Source organism: Pseudomonas sp. B21-010 (genome assembly GCF_024749325.1).
GTDB classification, from domain to species: Bacteria; Pseudomonadota; Gammaproteobacteria; order Pseudomonadales; family Pseudomonadaceae; genus Aquipseudomonas; species Aquipseudomonas kilonensis.
In genome coordinates this window covers 4,368,675-4,386,550 of the sequence record NZ_CP087198.1, presented here as the reverse complement: position 1 = coordinate 4,386,550, position 17,876 = coordinate 4,368,675, and the positions used below count along the sequence as shown (strand labels likewise).

At 63.9% G+C, this 17,876-nt stretch carries 3 protein-coding genes (1 of these 3 only partly in view); all 3 read left to right on the top strand.

The window, feature by feature from the left end:
- Tightly spaced (each overlapping or abutting the next), the 3 genes in view from LOY50_RS19235 to LOY50_RS19225 form a layout consistent with a single transcriptional unit that may run on beyond the window.
- Positions 1-1,003, top strand: partial view of a non-ribosomal peptide synthetase gene (locus tag LOY50_RS19235; RefSeq protein WP_258688888.1) — the 3' portion only. It extends 11,591 nt beyond the left edge of the window; the window shows 1,003 of its 12,594 coding nt (coding positions 11,592-12,594); its start codon lies off the left edge, out of view; it ends in the stop codon at positions 1,001-1,003.
- Positions 1,003-14,655 (top strand): non-ribosomal peptide synthase/polyketide synthase, encoded by a 13,653-nt coding sequence (locus LOY50_RS19230; RefSeq protein WP_258688887.1) that lies wholly within the window; start codon positions 1,003-1,005, stop codon positions 14,653-14,655. The genes LOY50_RS19235 and LOY50_RS19230 overlap by 1 nt, the downstream gene beginning before the upstream one ends.
- Positions 14,652-17,876 carry an amino acid adenylation domain-containing protein gene (locus LOY50_RS19225; RefSeq protein WP_258688886.1) on the top strand — a complete coding sequence of 1,075 codons (3,225 nt, stop codon included), beginning with the start codon at positions 14,652-14,654 and terminating at the stop codon, positions 17,874-17,876. Before LOY50_RS19230 ends, LOY50_RS19225 begins: the two co-directional genes overlap by 4 nt.

Below are 17,876 nucleotides of genomic sequence, written 5' to 3'. Positions count from 1 at the left end.
TGCTCCCACAGGCTCACTCCCACAAGGGGTTGAGCATGTGTACGACCTTTATGGCCCTTCGGAAGACACGACTTACTCAACCTGGACCCGCCGCACCCCCGGCGGCACGGCGAACATCGGCCGGCCCCTCAAGCACACTGCCAGCTACCTGCTCGACGCCGACCTGCAACCAGTCCCCCAAGGCGTTTCGGCAGAGCTGTACCTGAGCGGTGCGGGCATCACCCGAGGCTACCTTGGCCGCGCGGCGATGACCGCTGAAAAATACGTGCCCAACCCGTTCTCTACAGCCGGCGAACGCCTGTACCGCACGGGCGACCTGAGCCGTTACCGCGTCGATGGCGTGCTCGAATACCAGGGCCGCATCGACCATCAGGTGAAGATCCGTGGCTTCCGTATCGAGCTGGGGGAAATCGAAGCGCGGCTGCTGCAACAGCCTGAGGTGCGTGACGTGGCGGTCCTGGCCCAGGACGCCCCGGGCGGTCAGCAACTGGTGGCCTACGTGGTCGCTGCGGCGCTGAACCTGGATGCCAGCGAAGCCCAACGTGCACTGCGTGAGCAACTCAAGGCCGGGCTCAAGGAACACCTGCCCGACTACATGATCCCCGCGTACCTGTTGTTCCTCGAACAATTGCCCCTGACCCCCAACGGCAAGCTCGACCGCAAGGCGCTGCCGGACGTGGACACCGGCCTTTTACAAGTTGGTTATGTCGCGCCGGTCAGTGACCTGGAACAGCAGGTCGCGGCGATCTGGGCCGAAGTGCTCACGTTGAATCGCGTGGGCTTGAACGATCACTTCTTCGAGCTGGGCGGCCATTCGCTGCTGGCGGTCAATGCCGTCTCGCGCATGGCGCTCGAACTGGGGCTGACGCTGACCCCGCAACTGATTTTCCAGCACCCCGTCCTGGGGGATTTTGTCGCGCAACTCGACACCGGGGATGGGCCAATCAATGAACAGAAACTGAACAAGCTGGAAGCCCTGCTTGATGAAATGGAGGAAGTCTGATGGACAAGAGTGTTGCTTTGAGGATCGCCAAGCGCTTTATCACTCTGCCGCTGGACAAACGTAAGCTGTACCTGGAAAAGATGCTCGAAGAGGGCGTCTCGCCGGCCAACCTGCCGATTCCCGAGGTCCGTTGCGGGTTCGAAAACATCGCGCTGTCCTACGCCCAGGAACGTCAGTGGTTCCTGTGGCAGATGGACCCTCACAGCTCGGCTTATCACATTCCCAGTGCCTTGCGCCTCAAAGGGCCACTGGACGTGCCGGCCCTGGAGCGCAGCTTCAACGCACTGGTCGAGCGCCACGAAAGCTTGCGCACCACCTTCATCGAGCGCGGTGAGCAAGCTGTGCAGGTCATCCACCCGCAGATGCCATTGTGTGTTGCGGTCCAGGCGCTGCCCGCCGGTTCACCGGCCAGCCAGGACGACAGCATCAAGGCTTTCGTCGAGCGCGAAATCGCCCGCCCGTTCGATTTGCGTCAAGGGCCGTTGTTGCGGGTTTCGCTGTTGAAAATCGCCGAGGGCGATCATGTGCTGGTGCTGATCCAGCACCACATCGTTGCCGATGGCTGGTCGATGCAGGTGCTGGTGGATGAGCTGGTCCGCCACTACGCCGCCGATACGGCCGGCGAGTCACTGGTGTTGCCGGAATTGACCGTGCAATACGCCGACTACGCGATCTGGCAGCGTCACTGGCTCGAGGCCGGTGAGCGCGAGCGCCAGTTGGCCTATTGGGTCAAGACCCTGGGCGGCGAACAGCCGGTGCTGGAGTTGCCGTTCGACCATCCGCGCCCGCCCGTGCAAAGCTTTCGCGGTGCGCGGCTGGACCTGAACCTGCCGCCGCAACTGGGGGCAGCGCTCAAGCAGTTGGCCCAGCGCCAAGGCGCCAGCCTGTTCATGGTGTTGCTGGCCTCGTTCCAAGCCTTGTTGCACCGCTACAGCGGCCAGCCGCAGATCCGCGTCGGGGTGCCGGTGGCCAACCGCAACCGGGTCGAGACCGAGGGCCTGATCGGCTTTTTCGTCAACACCCAGGTGCTCAACGCCCATGTCGATGGACAGTTGCCGTTCGAGCGCTTGCTCGATCAGGTCAAGCAATCGGCGATGGCGGCCCAGGCTCATCTGGACTTGCCGTTCGAGCAGTTGATCCAAGCCCTGCAACCGGAGCGCAGCCTGAGCCACAGCCCGATCTTCCAGGTCATGTTCAACCATCAGACCTCGGGTGATGCCCAGGCCCGGCAAATGCACTTGCCGCAGCTGGGCATCGAGGACCTGGTATGGGAAGGGCGCACGGCCCAGTTCGATTTGACCCTGGGCACTTATGAAACCGAGCAGGGCGTCGCCGCGGAACTGACCTATGCCACCGACCTGTTCGAGGCGCAGACCATCGAACGCCTTGCCCGCCACTGGCAGAACCTGCTGCAAGGCATCGTCGATGCGCCGCAGCAACGTATCGGCGAGTTGCCGTTGCTCGACACCGACCAGCAGCGTCTGACACAGCACGACTGGCGCCGCATGGTTGAGCATGGCCCCGCGGCGTGTGTGCACCAGCGCATCGCCGAACAGGTCCGCATGACCCCGGACGCACTGGCGCTGACCATCGATGGACAGGCCCTGACCTACGAGCAACTGGACGCGCGCGCCAACCAGCTCGCCCACCGTTTGCTGGCCTTGGGCGTGATGCCGGACCAGCGCGTGGGCATCGCCGTGGAGCGCAGCGTCGAGATGATTGTCGGCCTGCTGGCGATCCTCAAGGCCGGCGGTGCCTACGTGCCACTCGACCCGGCGTACCCCGAGGATCGCCTGGCCTACATGATTCACGACAGCGGCATCGAACTGCTGCTGACCCAGGCCCGTTTGCAGGCGCGCTTGCCGATCCCGGCGACCCTGCGGACCCTGCTGCTGGACCAGCCCGACGCTGCATTGCAAGCAGCCCCGCAAACCTGCCCGGCCGTGTCGCTGACTGGCGAACACCTGGCCTACGTGATCTACACCTCAGGTTCCACCGGCAGGCCCAAGGGCGTGATGGTGCGCCATGGCGCGCTGAGCAATTTCGTCACCAGCATGATCGCCCAACCGGGCCTCACGGCCAGCGATCGCATGCTGTCGCTGACGACGTTTTCCTTCGATATTTTTGGCTTGGAGATCTACGGGCCGTTGTCGGCTGGAGCCAGCATCCTGCTGACCGGCCAGAACGTCCACCAGGATCCGCAAGCGGTGCTGGCGCTGATCGAACGGCACGATGTGACGGTGCTGCAAGCCACCCCTTCGAGCTGGCGCATGTTGCTCGATCATGAACAATCTGCGCTGCTGGCCGGTCGCACCTTCCTGTGCGGTGGCGAGGCGTTGCCCCTGGAGTTGGCGCAACGGCTGCTGGCGCTTTCGCCGAAGGTCTGGAACCTCTACGGCCCGACCGAAACCACGATCTGGTCGGCGCTGCATCCGTTGAGCCCTGAAAACAGCCGTCCGTTCCTTGGCAAACCCCTGGACAACACCGCGCTGTACGTGGTCGGCAGCGACCTGACGCTCAACCCGCCCGGCGCGCCGGGGGAACTGCTGATCGGTGGTGACGGCCTGGCTCGCGGCTACTTCCAGCGCCCGGCCCTGACCGCCGAACGTTTTGTGCCGGACCCGTTCTCCGCCACCGGCGAACGGCTGTACCGCACGGGCGATCTGACCCGCTATCGGGCCGAAGGCGTGGTCGAGTACATCGGCCGCATCGACCATCAGGTCAAAATCCGCGGCTTGCGCATCGAACTGGGGGAAATCGAAGCCGCACTGTTGGCCCAGGAGAACGTGCGTGAAACCGTGGTGGTGGCCCATGAAGGCCCGACCGGCGCGCAACTGGTGGCTTACGTGGTGCCCGCGAACGGTGAAGTAGCGGACGAGTCTTCGTTACGCGCTTCGCTCAAAGCCGCGCTCAAGGCGCAATTGCCCGAGTACATGGTCCCGGCGCACCTGGTGTTCCTGGCGCAACTGCCGTTGACGCCCAACGGCAAGGTCGATCGCAAGGCACTGCCGGCCCCCGATGCCGGCGATTTGCAGCAGGAATACGTGGCACCGCGCAGTCAACCTGAGCAACAGGTGGCGGCGATCTGGCAGGAGGTGCTCAAGCTCGAGCGGGTAGGGCTGGAGGACAACTTCTTCGAATTGGGCGGGCATTCGCTGTTGGTCACCCAAGTGGTCTCGCGGGTCCGGCGCACGCTGGGTATCGAGGTGCCGCTGCGCAGCCTGTTCGAGCACAGCACGTTGCGCGATTTTGTCAGTGCCTTCGAGCAGGGCCACGGTGAACAAGCGTTGGCGATGGTGCCGGTGCCCCGCGACAAGCCGCTGCCGCTGTCGTTTGCCCAGGAGCGCCAATGGTTCCTGTGGAAAATGGACCCCGACAGCGCCGCCTACAACATTCCCACAGCGCTGCGGCTGCGTGGCGTGCTGGACAAAATGGCCCTGCGTCGCAGCTTTGAAGCACTGGTGGCGCGTCACGAAAGCCTGCGCACCCTGTTCGTGGAGGACGATGGGGTGACCTGCCAGGTGATCCGTGCGCAAGGGCAGGTCGATTTCGTCGAACAGCGTCTGGCCGGCGATGACGAGGCCAGTATCCAGGCCTTCATCGAGCAGCAGACGCAAGCCCCGTTCGACCTCTTGAACGATGCCCTATTGCGCGTGGCGTTGCTGGCGTTGGGTGAGCAGGAGCACATTTTGGTGCTGACCCTGCATCACATCGTGTCTGACGGCTGGTCGTTGCAGGTGATGGTCGACGACCTGATGAGCCTGTATTCGGCCTTCGCCCAGGGGCAGCCCGCGCAGTTGCCAGCGTTGGCGGTGCAATACGCCGACTATGCCGTCTGGCAGCGCCAATGGATGGCTGCCGGTGAACGGGATCGCCAACTGGGCTACTGGACCGAGCAACTGGGCGGTGAGCAGCCGCTGCTGGAACTGCCCACCGACCATCCGCGCCCGGCGCAGCAGAGCATGCGTGGCGCGCGTTTGCCGATTGTGCTGGATCGCGCGTTGAGCGATGCCCTCAAAGCGCTGGCTCGACGGGAAAACGTCACGCTGTTTGTGCTGCTGCTCGGCTCTTTCCAAGCGTTGCTGCACCGCTACAGTGGCCAGGCCGACATCCGGGTCGGGGTGCCGATTGCCAACCGCCAGCGCCTGGAAACCGAGCGCTTGATCGGGTTCTTCGTCAATACCCAGGTGCTGCGGACCGAATTCCACAGCGATCTGACCGGCGCCGGATTGCTGCAACAGCTCAAGCAGACGGCCATGGCCGCGCAGATGCATCAGGACCTGCCGTTCGAGCAATTGGTCGATGCCTTGCAGCCGCAGCGTAACCTGAGCCACAGCCCGCTGTTCCAGGCCATGTTCAACCATCGCAACGAAACCGCTTCGGCCTTTGAAGACGCATTGCCGGGCCTGGCGGTCGAACCCCTTGGCTGGGAGCAGCGCACCGCACAATTCGACCTGAGCCTGGAGACCACCGATAGTCCGCAAGGTCTGCACGCCGCGCTGATCTACGCGACCGACCTGTTCAAGCCGGCCACCCTCGAACGCATGGGCCAGCATTGGCTCAACCTGTTGCAAGGCATGGTGCAGGACCTGCACCGGCCCGTTGTGCAGTGGACGTTACTGGACGATGACGAACGTCGGCAGATGCTCGTCGACTGGAATGCGACGGCGGTTTCATACCCGCTTGAGCGCAGTGTCCAGGGGCTGATCGAAGAGCAGGTGCGCAGGACCCCGGATGCTGCGGCCCTGGTGTTCGGTGAGCAACGCCTGAGCTACGACGAGCTCAACGCCCGGGCCAATCGCTTGGCGCACACATTGATCGAGCATGGCGTGGGCCCGGATGTGCTGGTGGGCATCGCCGTGGAACGTTCGGTGGAAATGGTCCTGGGGCTGTTGGCGATTCTCAAGGCCGGCGGTGCCTATGTGCCGCTGGACCCAGAATACCCACGGGATCGCCTGGCCTATATGTTCGAAGACAGCGGCATCGGTTTGCTGTTGACCCAGCAGCATCTGTTGGAGCAGTTGCCGATCCCGGACGGGTTGCGCAGCCTGGTGCTGGACCTGCCTGGCGACGGGGTGTACGCAGCTCGCGAGACGAATCCGGACGTCGAGGTTCACGCTGAAAACCTGGCGTATGTGATCTACACCTCCGGTTCCACCGGCAAGCCCAAGGGCGCGGGCAATCGGCACTCGGCCCTGGTCAATCGGCTGTGCTGGATGCAGCAGGCCTATGGGCTTGATGCCACGGACAGCGTGCTGCAAAAAACGCCGTTCAGTTTCGACGTGTCGGTGTGGGAATTCTTCTGGCCATTGTTGACCGGCGCGACGCTGGTGGTGGCCGCGCCGGGCGCTCATCGCGACCCGACGCAGTTGATTGAGCTGATCACCGCGCGGCGCATCACCACGTTGCACTTCGTGCCGTCGATGTTGCAGGCGTTTGTGCAAGACCCACACGTGGCCCAATGCACCAGCCTGAAGCGGATCGTGTGCAGCGGCGAAGCCCTGCCGGTGGATGCGCAGCAGCAGGTGTTCGCCAAACTGCCAAGTGCCGGCCTGTACAACCTCTACGGCCCGACCGAGGCCGCCATCGACGTCACCCACTGGACCTGTGTCGAGGAGGGGCGCGACAGCGTGCCGATCGGCCAGCCGATTGCCAACCTGGGCACCTACATTCTGGATGATGAATTAGCGCCGGTACCGATGGGGGTGATTGGAGAGTTGTACCTTGCGGGGGAGGGCTTGGCCCGTGGTTACCATCGACGTGCAGCGCTGACGGCCGAGCGGTTCGTGACCGGCCCCTTCGGTCACGGTCAGCGGCTGTATCGCACCGGTGACCTGGCGCGCTACCGCACCGATGGCGTGATCGAATACGCCGGGCGCATGGACCATCAGGTGAAAATCCGTGGCTTGCGCATTGAACTGGGGGAAATCGAAGCGCGCCTGGCCGAGCACGCCGAGGTGCGCGAAACCGTCGTCATCGCCCAGGACGGCACCTTGCTGGTGGCCTACCTGGTGCCAGCCCGCGCAGAACTGCTGAGCGCCGAAGACACCGTCCGCCAGGCGCTGCAAGGTCGCCTCAAGGACCATTTGAGCCAGTCCCTGCCGGATTACATGGTGCCGCAGCACTGGGTGTGGCTGGAAAAAATGCCCGTCAGCCCCAACGGCAAACTGGAGCGCAAGGCGCTGCCAAAAGCCGATATCAGTGCCAGCCCCAAGGCTTACATCGCACCGATCACCGCCCTCGAACAGACCCTGGCCGCGATCTGGCAAAGCGTGCTCGGGCGCGAGCAAGTGGGGGTGGGTGACAACTTCTTCGAGCTGGGGGGCGATTCGATTATCTCGATCCAGATGGTCAGCCGGGCGCGGCAGGCCGGGATTCATTTCAGTCCCAAGGATCTGTTCGTCCACCAGACCATCCAGGGCCTTGCCAGTGTGGCGACCCAGGGGGACAGCGGCCCGGGTATCGACCAGGGCCCGGTGATGGGCGACGCGGTGTTGCTGCCGTTCCAGCAACTGTTTTTCGAACAGGACATGGCCGAGCCGCATCACTGGAACCAATCGGTGCTGCTCAAGGGGCTGCGGCCAGTGGACGCCGCTCATCTGGAGCAGGCGTTGCAGGCGTTGGTTGCCCACCACGATGCCTTGCGCCTGGCCTTCACCCGTGAGAACGACGCCTGGACCGCTCGCCATCAAAGCCTCGCCGAGCAGCAGGCGCTTTGGCAACGCTCACCGCTGTTGTGGACCGCCGAGGTGGCAGATGCTGCGGCGCTTGAACGGTTGGCCGAACAGGCCCAGCGCAGTCTCGAACTGCAGAGCGGTGCGCTGTTGCGCGGGGTCTTGGCGAGCCTGGCCGATGGCAGCCAGCGGCTGTTGCTGGTGATCCATCACCTGGTGGTGGACGGGGTGTCCTGGCGCATTCTGCTGGAAGACCTGCAACAGGCTTATCAACAACTGCAGGCCGGCCAGGCCCTGAAACTGCCCGCCAAGACCAGTGCCACCCAGGCTTGGGCGCAACGGTTGCAGGGGCATGCCGGCAGTGCGGCTTTACAGGCCCAAATGGCCTATTGGCAAGGGCAACTGCAGGGCGCTCGCGCCGATTTGCCTTGCGATCGGCCCGAGGGCGAACTGCGCAGGTGCCATGGGGCGCAGGTTCAGACGCGGCTGGATAAAAACCAGACCCGACAACTCTTGCAGCAGGCGCCGGCGGCCTACCGCACCCAGGTCAACGATCTGTTGTTGACGGCCCTGGCCCGGGTGATTGGCCGCTGGACCGGCGACGCCTCGACCTTGATTCAGCTGGAGGGTCACGGCCGTGAGGCGCTGTTCGATGACCTGGACCTGAGTCGTAGCGTCGGCTGGTTCACCAGCCTGTTCCCGGTGCGCTTGACGCCGGCCGCGACCGCCGGGGATTCGCTCAAGGCCATCAAGGAGCAATTGCGGGCGATACCCGACAAAGGGCTCGGATTCGGTGTGCTGCGCTACCTGGGGGATGAGCTGACCCGGCGTACCCTCCAGGCGTTGCCGCTGCCACGCATCACCTTCAACTACCTGGGCCAGTTCGACAGCGGATTCGCCGATGATGCCGACGGCTTGTTTATCCCGGCCATTGAATCGGCGGGCGCACCACAGAGCCCGCTGGCGCCGCTGGATAACTGGTTGACCCTCAATGGCAGTGTCTACGCCGGCGAACTGAGCATCGACTGGACGTTCAGCACGCAGATGTTCAACGAATCGACGATCCAGGCGCTGGCCCTGGACTACGGCCGAGAGTTGCAGGCCCTGATCGAACACTGCTGCCAGGCACCGCACCAAGGCTTCACGCCGTCGGACTTCCCGCTGGCCGGGTTGACCCAGGCTGAGCTGGACGCGTTGCCACTGGCGCCCCGGCAAGTCGAAGACATTTATCCGTTGTCGCCCATGCAGCAAGGCATGCTGTTCCATACGTTGTATGAGCAACAGGCCGGCAGCTACATCAATCAGTTGCGGGTGGATGTCGGAGGGTTGGACGTCGAGCGCTTCCGCCAGGCCTGGCAGGCGGCCCTGGACGCCCATGAAGTGCTGCGCAGCAGTTTCGTCTGGGAAGGTGAATTCAAGCGTGCACTGCAGGTCGTGCACAAACAGCTGGACGTTGCCTTCCTGTGCCATGACTGGCGCGCCAGTGCGCAGCTGTCCCAGGACCTCGACACTCTTGCCCTGGCGCAGCGCCAACAGGGTTTCGAGCTGGAGGCGGCGCCCTTGCTGCGCCTGGTGGTGACACGCGTGGCAGAGGACCGCTACCACTTGATCTACACCTGCCATCACATCCTGATGGACGGCTGGAGCAACTCGCAATTGCTCGGCGAAGTGCTGCAACGCTACAGCGGCCAACCCGTCGCCGCATCGGGCAGCCGCTACCGGGACTACATCGCCTGGTTGCAACGCCAGGATGCGGCGGCCAGCGAAGCGTTCTGGACGCCTGCGCTGCAACGCTTGGAGGCCCCGACCCGACTGGCCGACGTCATGGCGAAGCCGGCGCAGGCCAGCGCCGGTTATGGCGACCATATGCAGGTCCTGGACGAAGCGCTGACCCGGCGCCTGGAAGCCTTCGCCCGCACCTCGAAAGTCACCGTCAACACCTTGGTGCAGGCCGCGTGGCTGCTGCTGTTGCAGCGTTACACCGGCAAAGACACGGTGGCTTTCGGCGCAACCGTGGCCGGTCGTCCGGCGGACCTGCCGGGCATCGAGCAGCAGATCGGTCTGTTCATCAACACCTTGCCGGTGATCGCCAGCCCACGGGCCGAGCAATCGTTGGACAGCTGGCTGCAAGCGGTGCAGGCGCAAAACCTGGCGCTGCGCGAGTTCGAGCACACCGCGTTGCTGGACATCCAGCGCTGGGCCGGGCAGGGCGGTGAAGCGCTGTTCGACAGCCTGTTGGTGTTCGAGAACTACCCGATTGCCCAGGCCCTGGAGCAGGGCGCGCCGGACGGTTTGCGCTTTGGTCCGCCGCTCACCCAGGAACAGACCAGCTACCCGTTGACGCTGTTGGTGGGATTGGATCGGCAACTGTCGGTGCACATGAGCTACCAGCAAGCGAGTTTTTCGGCGGCCACGGTGCAACGGCTGGCGGCCCATCTGGCTCAGTTGCTGGGACAGATGACCGATGGCAGCGAGCGCTGCCTGGGTGAACTGTCGATGCTGGAGTTCGATGAGCATCAGCGCCTGACCCATGACTGGAACCCGGTGGACGCCCCGTTCGAGCAAGCGTTGTGCATTCACCAGATGATTGCTCGTCAGGCCCAAGCCTCGCCGGATGCTCTGGCGGTGACCTTCGCCAACACGCGCCTGAGCTACAGCGAACTCGACGGTCGCGCCAATCGCCTGGCCCATAAACTCATCGAGTTGGGGGTGGGCCCGGAAGTGCGAGTGGGCGTGGCAATGCCACGCTCCGAGCACCTGTTGATCGCCTTGCTGGCAGTGCTCAAGGCCGGTGGCGCCTACGTGCCGCTGGACCCGGATTACCCGGCCGAGCGGGTGGCCTACATGCTCGACGACAGCCGTGCCCGGGTGTTGCTGACCGAAGACGCGGTGGCGGCGACGCTGAGCGTGCCGGCTGAAACCGAAGTACTGATGCTCGATCAGCTCGATTTGACGCAATACCCACTGAGTGCACCGCACAGCAACGTCACGCCAGACAACCTCGCCTACGTGATCTACACCTCCGGTTCCACCGGTAAGCCCAAGGGCGTGGCGATTGCCCATCGCAACGTGCTGGCGCTGATCGACTGGTCCAAATCGGTCTACAGCCGCGACGACATCCAGGGGGTATTGGCCTCCACGTCGGTGTGTTTCGATCTGTCGGTGTGGGAGCTGTTCGTGACCCTGGCCAACGGCGGCTCGCTGATCATCGCCCGCAATGCCCTGGAATTGCCGCAACTGCCGGCCCGCGATCAGGTACGCCTGATCAACACCGTGCCCTCGGCGATTGCCGCGTTGCAGCGCAGCGACGAGATCCCGGCCAGTGTGCGCATCATCAACCTGGCCGGTGAGCCACTGAAACAAAGCCTGGTGGACGCGCTTTATCAGCACCCCCTCTGTGGGATTGGGCCGGTGCAAGCTAAGCCTCTAGAATCAGAATCTGTGGGAGCAAAGCCTGTGGGAGCAAAGCTTGCTCGCGATAGCATCCTATCGGCTGGCCCATGTGTGACTGATCCACCGCCATCGCGAGCAAGCTTTGCTCCCACAGGCTCACTCCCACAAGGGGTTGAGCATGTGTACGACCTTTATGGCCCTTCGGAAGACACGACTTACTCAACCTGGACCCGCCGCACCCCCGGCGGCACCGCGAACATCGGCCGGCGCCTCAAACACACCGCCAGCTACCTGCTCGACGCCGACCTGCAACCAGTCCCCCAAGGCGTCTCCGCAGAGCTGTACCTGAGTGGCGCGGGCATCACCCGTGGCTACCTTGGCCACGCGGCGATGACCGCCGAAAAATACGTGCCCAACCCGTTCTCCACCACCGGCGAACGCCTGTACCGCACGGGCGACCTGAGCCGTTACCGCGTTGATGGCGTGCTCGAATACCAGGGCCGCATCGACCATCAAGTGAAGATCCGTGGCTTCCGTATCGAGCTGGGGGAAATCGAAGCGCGGCTGTTGCAACAGCCTGAGGTGCGTGACGTGGCGGTCCTGGCCCAGGACGCCCCGGGCGGTCAGCAACTGGTGGCCTACGTGGTTGCTCCGGCGTTGCAAATGGACGAAAGCAAGCTGCGCGCCCAGCTCAAGGCAGGCCTCAAGGAATACCTGCCGGACTACATGATCCCGGCGCACCTGTTGTTCCTCGAACAATTGCCGCTGACGCCCAACGGCAAGCTCGACCGCAAGGCCCTGCCGGCCGTGGAGACCGGGTTGTCGCAAAGCGGTTACGAGGCGCCCGTCAGCGAACTGGAGCAACAGATCGCCGGTATCTGGCAAGAGGTGCTGGAAGTGGAACAGGTCGGTCGCAATGACCATTTCTTCGAGCGCGGTGGCCACTCCTTGCTGGCAACCCAGGCGGTCTCGCGTTTGCGCAAGCTGACGGGTTATCCGCTGAGCCTGCGTGACTTGTTCAATCATCCGCAGCTCAAGGCGCTGGCGGTCCTGATGGCCGGCACTGCCGATGGGCCGGTCCGGGCGGGCGATTCCCATGAGGTCCGGCTCAAGGCCCATGGGCCGCGACGTTCGGCACCGCTGTCGTTGGTGCAGCGACGTTTGTGGATCGCCGAACAATTGTCCGGCGGCACGTCGGCCTATGGCATGCCCATGGCGCTGCGCCTGTGCGGCGAGTTGTCGCTGGCGCACCTGATGAGCAGCTTTGCCGATGTGGCTCGCCGTCATGACGTACTGCGCACCGCGTATGTCCAGGACGAAGAAGGCGATCCGCTGGCGCTGATTGCCGATGAGGTGCAACTGGACTTCCCGGTGATCGACCTCTCTGGCCTGTCGCCCAGTGCCCAGCAGGAACAAGTGGCCCGGGCGACGCTGGAAAACGCGCGCATCCCCATCGACCTGGAACAGGCACCGCTGTTGCGCGGGCGGATCCTGCGCCTGGGGCCGACCGAGCACGTGTTGTTGTATGCCATGCACCACATCATCTCCGATGGCTGGTCGATGGGGCTGTTGATCAACGAACTGGTGCAGGTCTACGAGGCATCCCTCAAGGGGGAACCGATGCCGCTGCCGCCCCTGGAGGTTCAGTACCATGACTTCGCGCTGTGGCAACAGGCGCTGGAGGAGCAGGGCGTACTGGCGCGACAGGCCGAGTACTGGAAACACCGGCTCGGCGGCTACGAAGGGCGCCTGGACTTGCCGCTGAGCAGCCCCCGGGGCCAGACGGCGTCCTACGACGGTGATGCGTTGCAGTTCCAGCTTTCCACCGCGCTGAGCGGGGCCTTGCGCCGGTTAGCCAGCGACGCCGGTGTCACGCTGTACAGCACGCTGCTGGCGTCCTTCCAGGTGTTGTTGCATCGGCTCTGCGACGCGCAAGACCTGGTGGTCGGGGCCGACGTGGCGGGTCGTGAACAGCCTGAGCTGGAGCGGCTGATCGGTTTCTTCGTCAACGTACTGCCCCTGCGTTCGCGTTTCGACGCCGGGGCCACGTTCTCGCGCTTCCTGGGGCAGACCCAGGACAATCTGCTCGGCGCCCTGGAGCATCAGGATTTGCCGTTCGACCAGATTGTCGAAGCCGCGGGCGTACCACGACACAAGGGCATGAACCCGTTGCTCCAGGTGTTGTTCGTGATGAACAACGTGCCGGTGCGCACCCGCTCCATGACGGGGTTGAGCGTGGAATTGCTGCCGGCGCTCGAGACCCATTCTAAATTCGATATGGCGTTGTTCGTTGACGAAGAAGAAGGGCAATTGCGCGGTAATTGGCAATTCGCCACAACCTTGTTCGGACATGAGCGCATTCAGCACCTGATTCAGGCCTGGACAGCCCTGTTGGAACAGATCGTCGCTGATCAGGACATTCAGTTGGGAGCTATCAGCATGCCAGTCGACAACATGGCGGCGGCCGTCACGCCTGCCACCGTCCCGGGGCCCAAGGCCGACAAATTGGGCAAGTTTCTCAAGCGTTCCGTGACACCGCTCGCCAAGCCTCGTGCGGCGCGGGTGCGTGAATCACTGGTGGCTGCACCGCAGCGCTTTCCCTTGATGCTGGAGCCGGGCGAGCCCCATCTGGATGTCATCGAGTGGATCCACCAGAACCGGCCGCTGCTCGAGCAAAAGCTGGCGGAACATGCGGGCATTCTGTTCCGCGGTTTCGAGCTGGACGGTATCCAGGGTTTCGAAGCGTTCGCCGAAGCGGTACAGCAAGGGCTTTATGGTCAGTACGGCGACCTGCCGAAGAAAGAAGGCGGCAAGAACACCTACCGTTCCACGCCGTACCCCGAGCGCAAGATGATCCTGTTCCACAACGAAAGCTCCCATCAAGACCGCTGGCCGCGCAAGCAGATGTTCTATTGCGAGCAAGCCGCGCCCGTAGGCGGCGCGACCCCGGTGGTGGATTGCCGGTTGATGTATGAACGACTGCCGGCGGACCTTCGCGAGAAGTTCGAAGACAAAGGGTTGCTGTACGTACGCACCTTCACCGACAAACTCGACGTGTCGTGGCAGCACTTCTTCAAGACCGAAGACCGCCTTGAAGTGGAGGCCCGCTGTCGGGCGGGCGGCATCCAATGGCGCTGGCTCGATAACGACGAGTTGCAGACCCGCACACCGGGGCCCGCGATCATCACGCACCCGATCACTGGAGAGAAGTCGTTCTTCAACCAGGTGCAATTGCATCACATCTATTGGTTGGACCCGGACGTGCGGGAGGACCTGTTGTCGATGTTCGGCCTGGAGCGCATGCCTCGGCATGTGTATTACGGCGACGGCACACCGATTGAAGACGAGGTGATGGCGCGTATCGGTGAGCTGTATGAAGCCTGCGCGGTGCGTTTCGACTGGCAAAAAGGTGATGTGATCCTGCTGGACAACATGCTGGTGGCCCACGCCCGTGACCCGTTCGAGGGCCCGCGCAAGATCGTGGTAGCCATGGGCGATATGTACGACCGTAGCGCGCTGGACAACCCGGCCAGTGCCGGGCACGCGATTCAGGGCCGGCGCAATCTGGAGGAAACCGGAGCATGAGCGAAGCAAGGATGGATCAACAGGCCCCAAGTTTCCCCCTGACGCCCGAGCAACAAACGCTGCTCGAACAACTGTCGCCCACGGCGACCTGTGGCGAGGCGTTGCGCTGGCTGAACGTGGTGATCGACGGCGATTTCGATCCGCAGCGCTTGCAGGTCGCGTTCGATACGCTGCTGGCGCAACAGCCGATGCTGTTGGCGCGGCTGGTCAAAGTCGCCGGTTTCCACGGTTGGCGCCAGGCCGCCGCCAGCGCCGCTCGCTTCCCGCTGACAGTACAGGCCAGCGAGCAACAGGCCGAGGACATCCAGGCGCAGATCAAGGATTCGATGGGTCGCGCTTTTGTGCTCGGCGAATCGGAAAGCCTCCAGGCCGGGCTTTATCGTCTGGCGCCACGGCAATGGCAACTGGTGCTGGGCATCGCCCGCTGCTGTGCCGATGGGCAATCCCTGAATCTGCTGCTTGAGCAGGTGCAGCAAGCCTACGCCGGGATCCAGGGAACGGAAGACGACGCGCCGGGCGAGTTCACCCAATATCTGGAATGGCGCAGCGAGGTGGTGCTGGATGAAGATGCCGCCACCGGACGCAGCTACTGGCAGCAACACCTGCACGGTGTGCAGACGGACATCGCCACGCCGTGGTTGGCCGCACGCAGCGCCGGCAGTGAGACCGGTGCAGGCGACAGGTGCGTGTCGTTGACGCTGGAATCTGCCCAGCGTGACGCTTTGCAACGTCTGGCCGAGCAGCTCGGCCAGCCGCTTGCCACGCTGCTGCAAGGCGCGTGGTGGGTGTTGCTGGGACGTTTGAGCGGGCTTGAGCAGGCGCTGGTCGGCGTGCGCCATGACAGCCGTGGTGACTATGAATACTTCGCCAATGCCGTGGGCGTGTTCGAGAAAACCCTGCCGCTTTGCGTTTCGTTGCCCGCCAGCGTGGCGTTCAGTGAGTGGTTGAGCGAACTGGCGGCGGGCCTCGAAGCCCATCGTACCTGGCAGGAATACTGGACCCCGGACCTGGCGCCTGACGCACGCCCGGTCTATGGCTTTACCCTGGGGCAGGCGAGCGGTGCCTGGAGCAGTGGCGACCTGAACTGGGCGCCGGAGCCAACGCTTGTGCAGGCCGATGCGTTCGAGTTGCTGCTACAGGTTCAATTGGACGATGCCCAGCGGCTTGCCGCGGTCAATCTGTCTTACGCCGGTTCGCGTTATTCGCCCGCATCGGCCGGCGTCGTGCTGGAACAGTACGGCGTGCTGTTGGCGTCGATCCTTGCCGCCCCGCAAACCGCACTGGCGCAGCTCAATGTGCTCAGTCGCAGCGAGGAGCAGCGCTTGCGGGCGATCAATCCGCCGATGCAGGCATTGGCGGATGGCCGTTATCTACCGCAGCGCATCGCTGAGCTGGCGATTCGTACGCCGGACGCCATCGCCCTGACCGACGCCCATCAGCACTTGAGCTATGGCCAGTTGCAAACCCGTGTCGACCGTGCAGCGCAGGGCCTCAAGGACCAAGGTCTGGGCCAGGGTTCGATTGTCGCGCTGGCGTTGCCGCGCTCGGCGGAGCTGGTGATTGCGATGCTGGCGAGCTGGCGCATAGGGGCGGCGTACCTGCCCTTGGATGTGCAGTGGCCCCAGGCGCGCCAGGCGTTGATGCTGGAACAGGCCGACGCGGCCGTGTTGCTCACCGATGCGACGCATCTGCCGGCCTGGCACGGGCAGCCGTACAAGGCGCTGACATTGGCTGAACTCAGTCAGTCGGCAGCGCCATTACCGGTGCTCGCCACCCAGGGCAACGACATCGCCTACGTGTTGTTTACATCCGGCTCCACCGGGGTGCCCAAAGGCGTGGTGATCGAGCATCGGCAATTGCTCAACTACACCGCCCAGGCCAGCCAGGCCCTGGGGCTGGCACAGTGCAAAAACGTCGGTTTCAGCTCCACCGTGGCGGCGGACCTGGGCAACACGGCGTTGTTTGGCGCGTTGTTCAATGGCGCCACCCTGCATGTGGCCAGCGATGAGCAGATGCAGGACGGCGCGTTGTTTGCCGGGTACCTGCAGCAGCAACGGATCGACTGCCTGAAAATCGTGCCGTCGCACCTTGCGGCGCTGCTCGACAGTGAGCAGGCGACACTGCCGCTTACGCTGATTCTGGGCGGCGAGCCGATCCCCGCGACGTTGATCGAGCGCATCGCCCGGTTGCGCAGCGATTGCCGCGTGTTCAACCACTATGGGCCGACCGAAGCCACGGTGGGAGTAATGATTCATCCGTTGTCGCTGCACGGCGCGGTCGGCGATTGTTCGGCGCTGACTCAGGTGCTGGGCAACAACCAGGTTTACGTGCTGGACGCCGATCTGCGCTTGGCGCCGGTGGGCGTGCTGGGTGAGGTGTACCTGGGCGGCGCGCAGTTGTGCCGGGGCTATCTGAATGCCGAGGCCGATGAGCAGACGTTCATCCAGAGTCCGTTTGATCCGGCGCAGCGTTTGTATCGCACCGGCGACCTGGCGCGTTATCGCACGGATGGGGCGATCCAGCTGTACGGTCGGCGTGATCAGCAGGTCAAGGTGCGCGGGTTCCGTATTGAACTGGCGGAGATCGAGGCGGTGCTTCTGCGCATGCCGCAGGTGGCCGAAGCCCTGGTGCTGCCGGCGGCATCGGTCGAGCAGGGACTGTTGGCCTTTATCGTGGCGCAGCCGGGTAGCGCCACGGGCGTGTTGGACGCCGCCCGTGCCGGGTTGAGCGCCCGCCTGCCCAGCGTGATGGTGCCCCAGCACATGCAGCTGATCGAAGCGTTCCCGCGACTGGTCAACGGCAAGATCGATCGCAAGGCATTGCAGCAGTTGGCGGGTGCGGCAACGGATGACAAAGACGCCGCGCCGCGCGATGCGCTGGAGCAATTGCTCGCCACACGCATGGCGCAATTGCTGGGGCTGGAGCGATTGGGCATCGATCGTGACTTCTTCGCCGCCGGAGGTCATTCGCTGCTGGTGATCAAGTTGGTGGCCGGTATTCGCAAGTTGTTGCAGTGCGAAATTCACCCGGGCCTGGTCTTCGATCATCCGACCGTGGCGTCGCTGGCACTGGCCTTGCGGGCGCTAGAGAGCAGTCCGGGGCAACTGGAAAAAATGGCCCAGGTCCGCTTGCGCATGGAAGCGATGAGCCCCGAGGAAAAGCTCCGCCTGACCGAACAGGCTCGGCAGCTGCAAGCCGCCAGGGCTGCGCAAAGCAACTGA

Coding starts and splice junctions, on each gene's coding strand:
- LOY50_RS19230 (WP_258688887.1), top strand. CDS start 1,003: ATGGACAAGAGTGTTGCTTTGAGGATCGCCAAGCGCTTTATCACTCTG.
- LOY50_RS19225 (WP_258688886.1), top strand. CDS start 14,652: ATGAGCGAAGCAAGGATGGATCAACAGGCCCCAAGTTTCCCCCTGACG.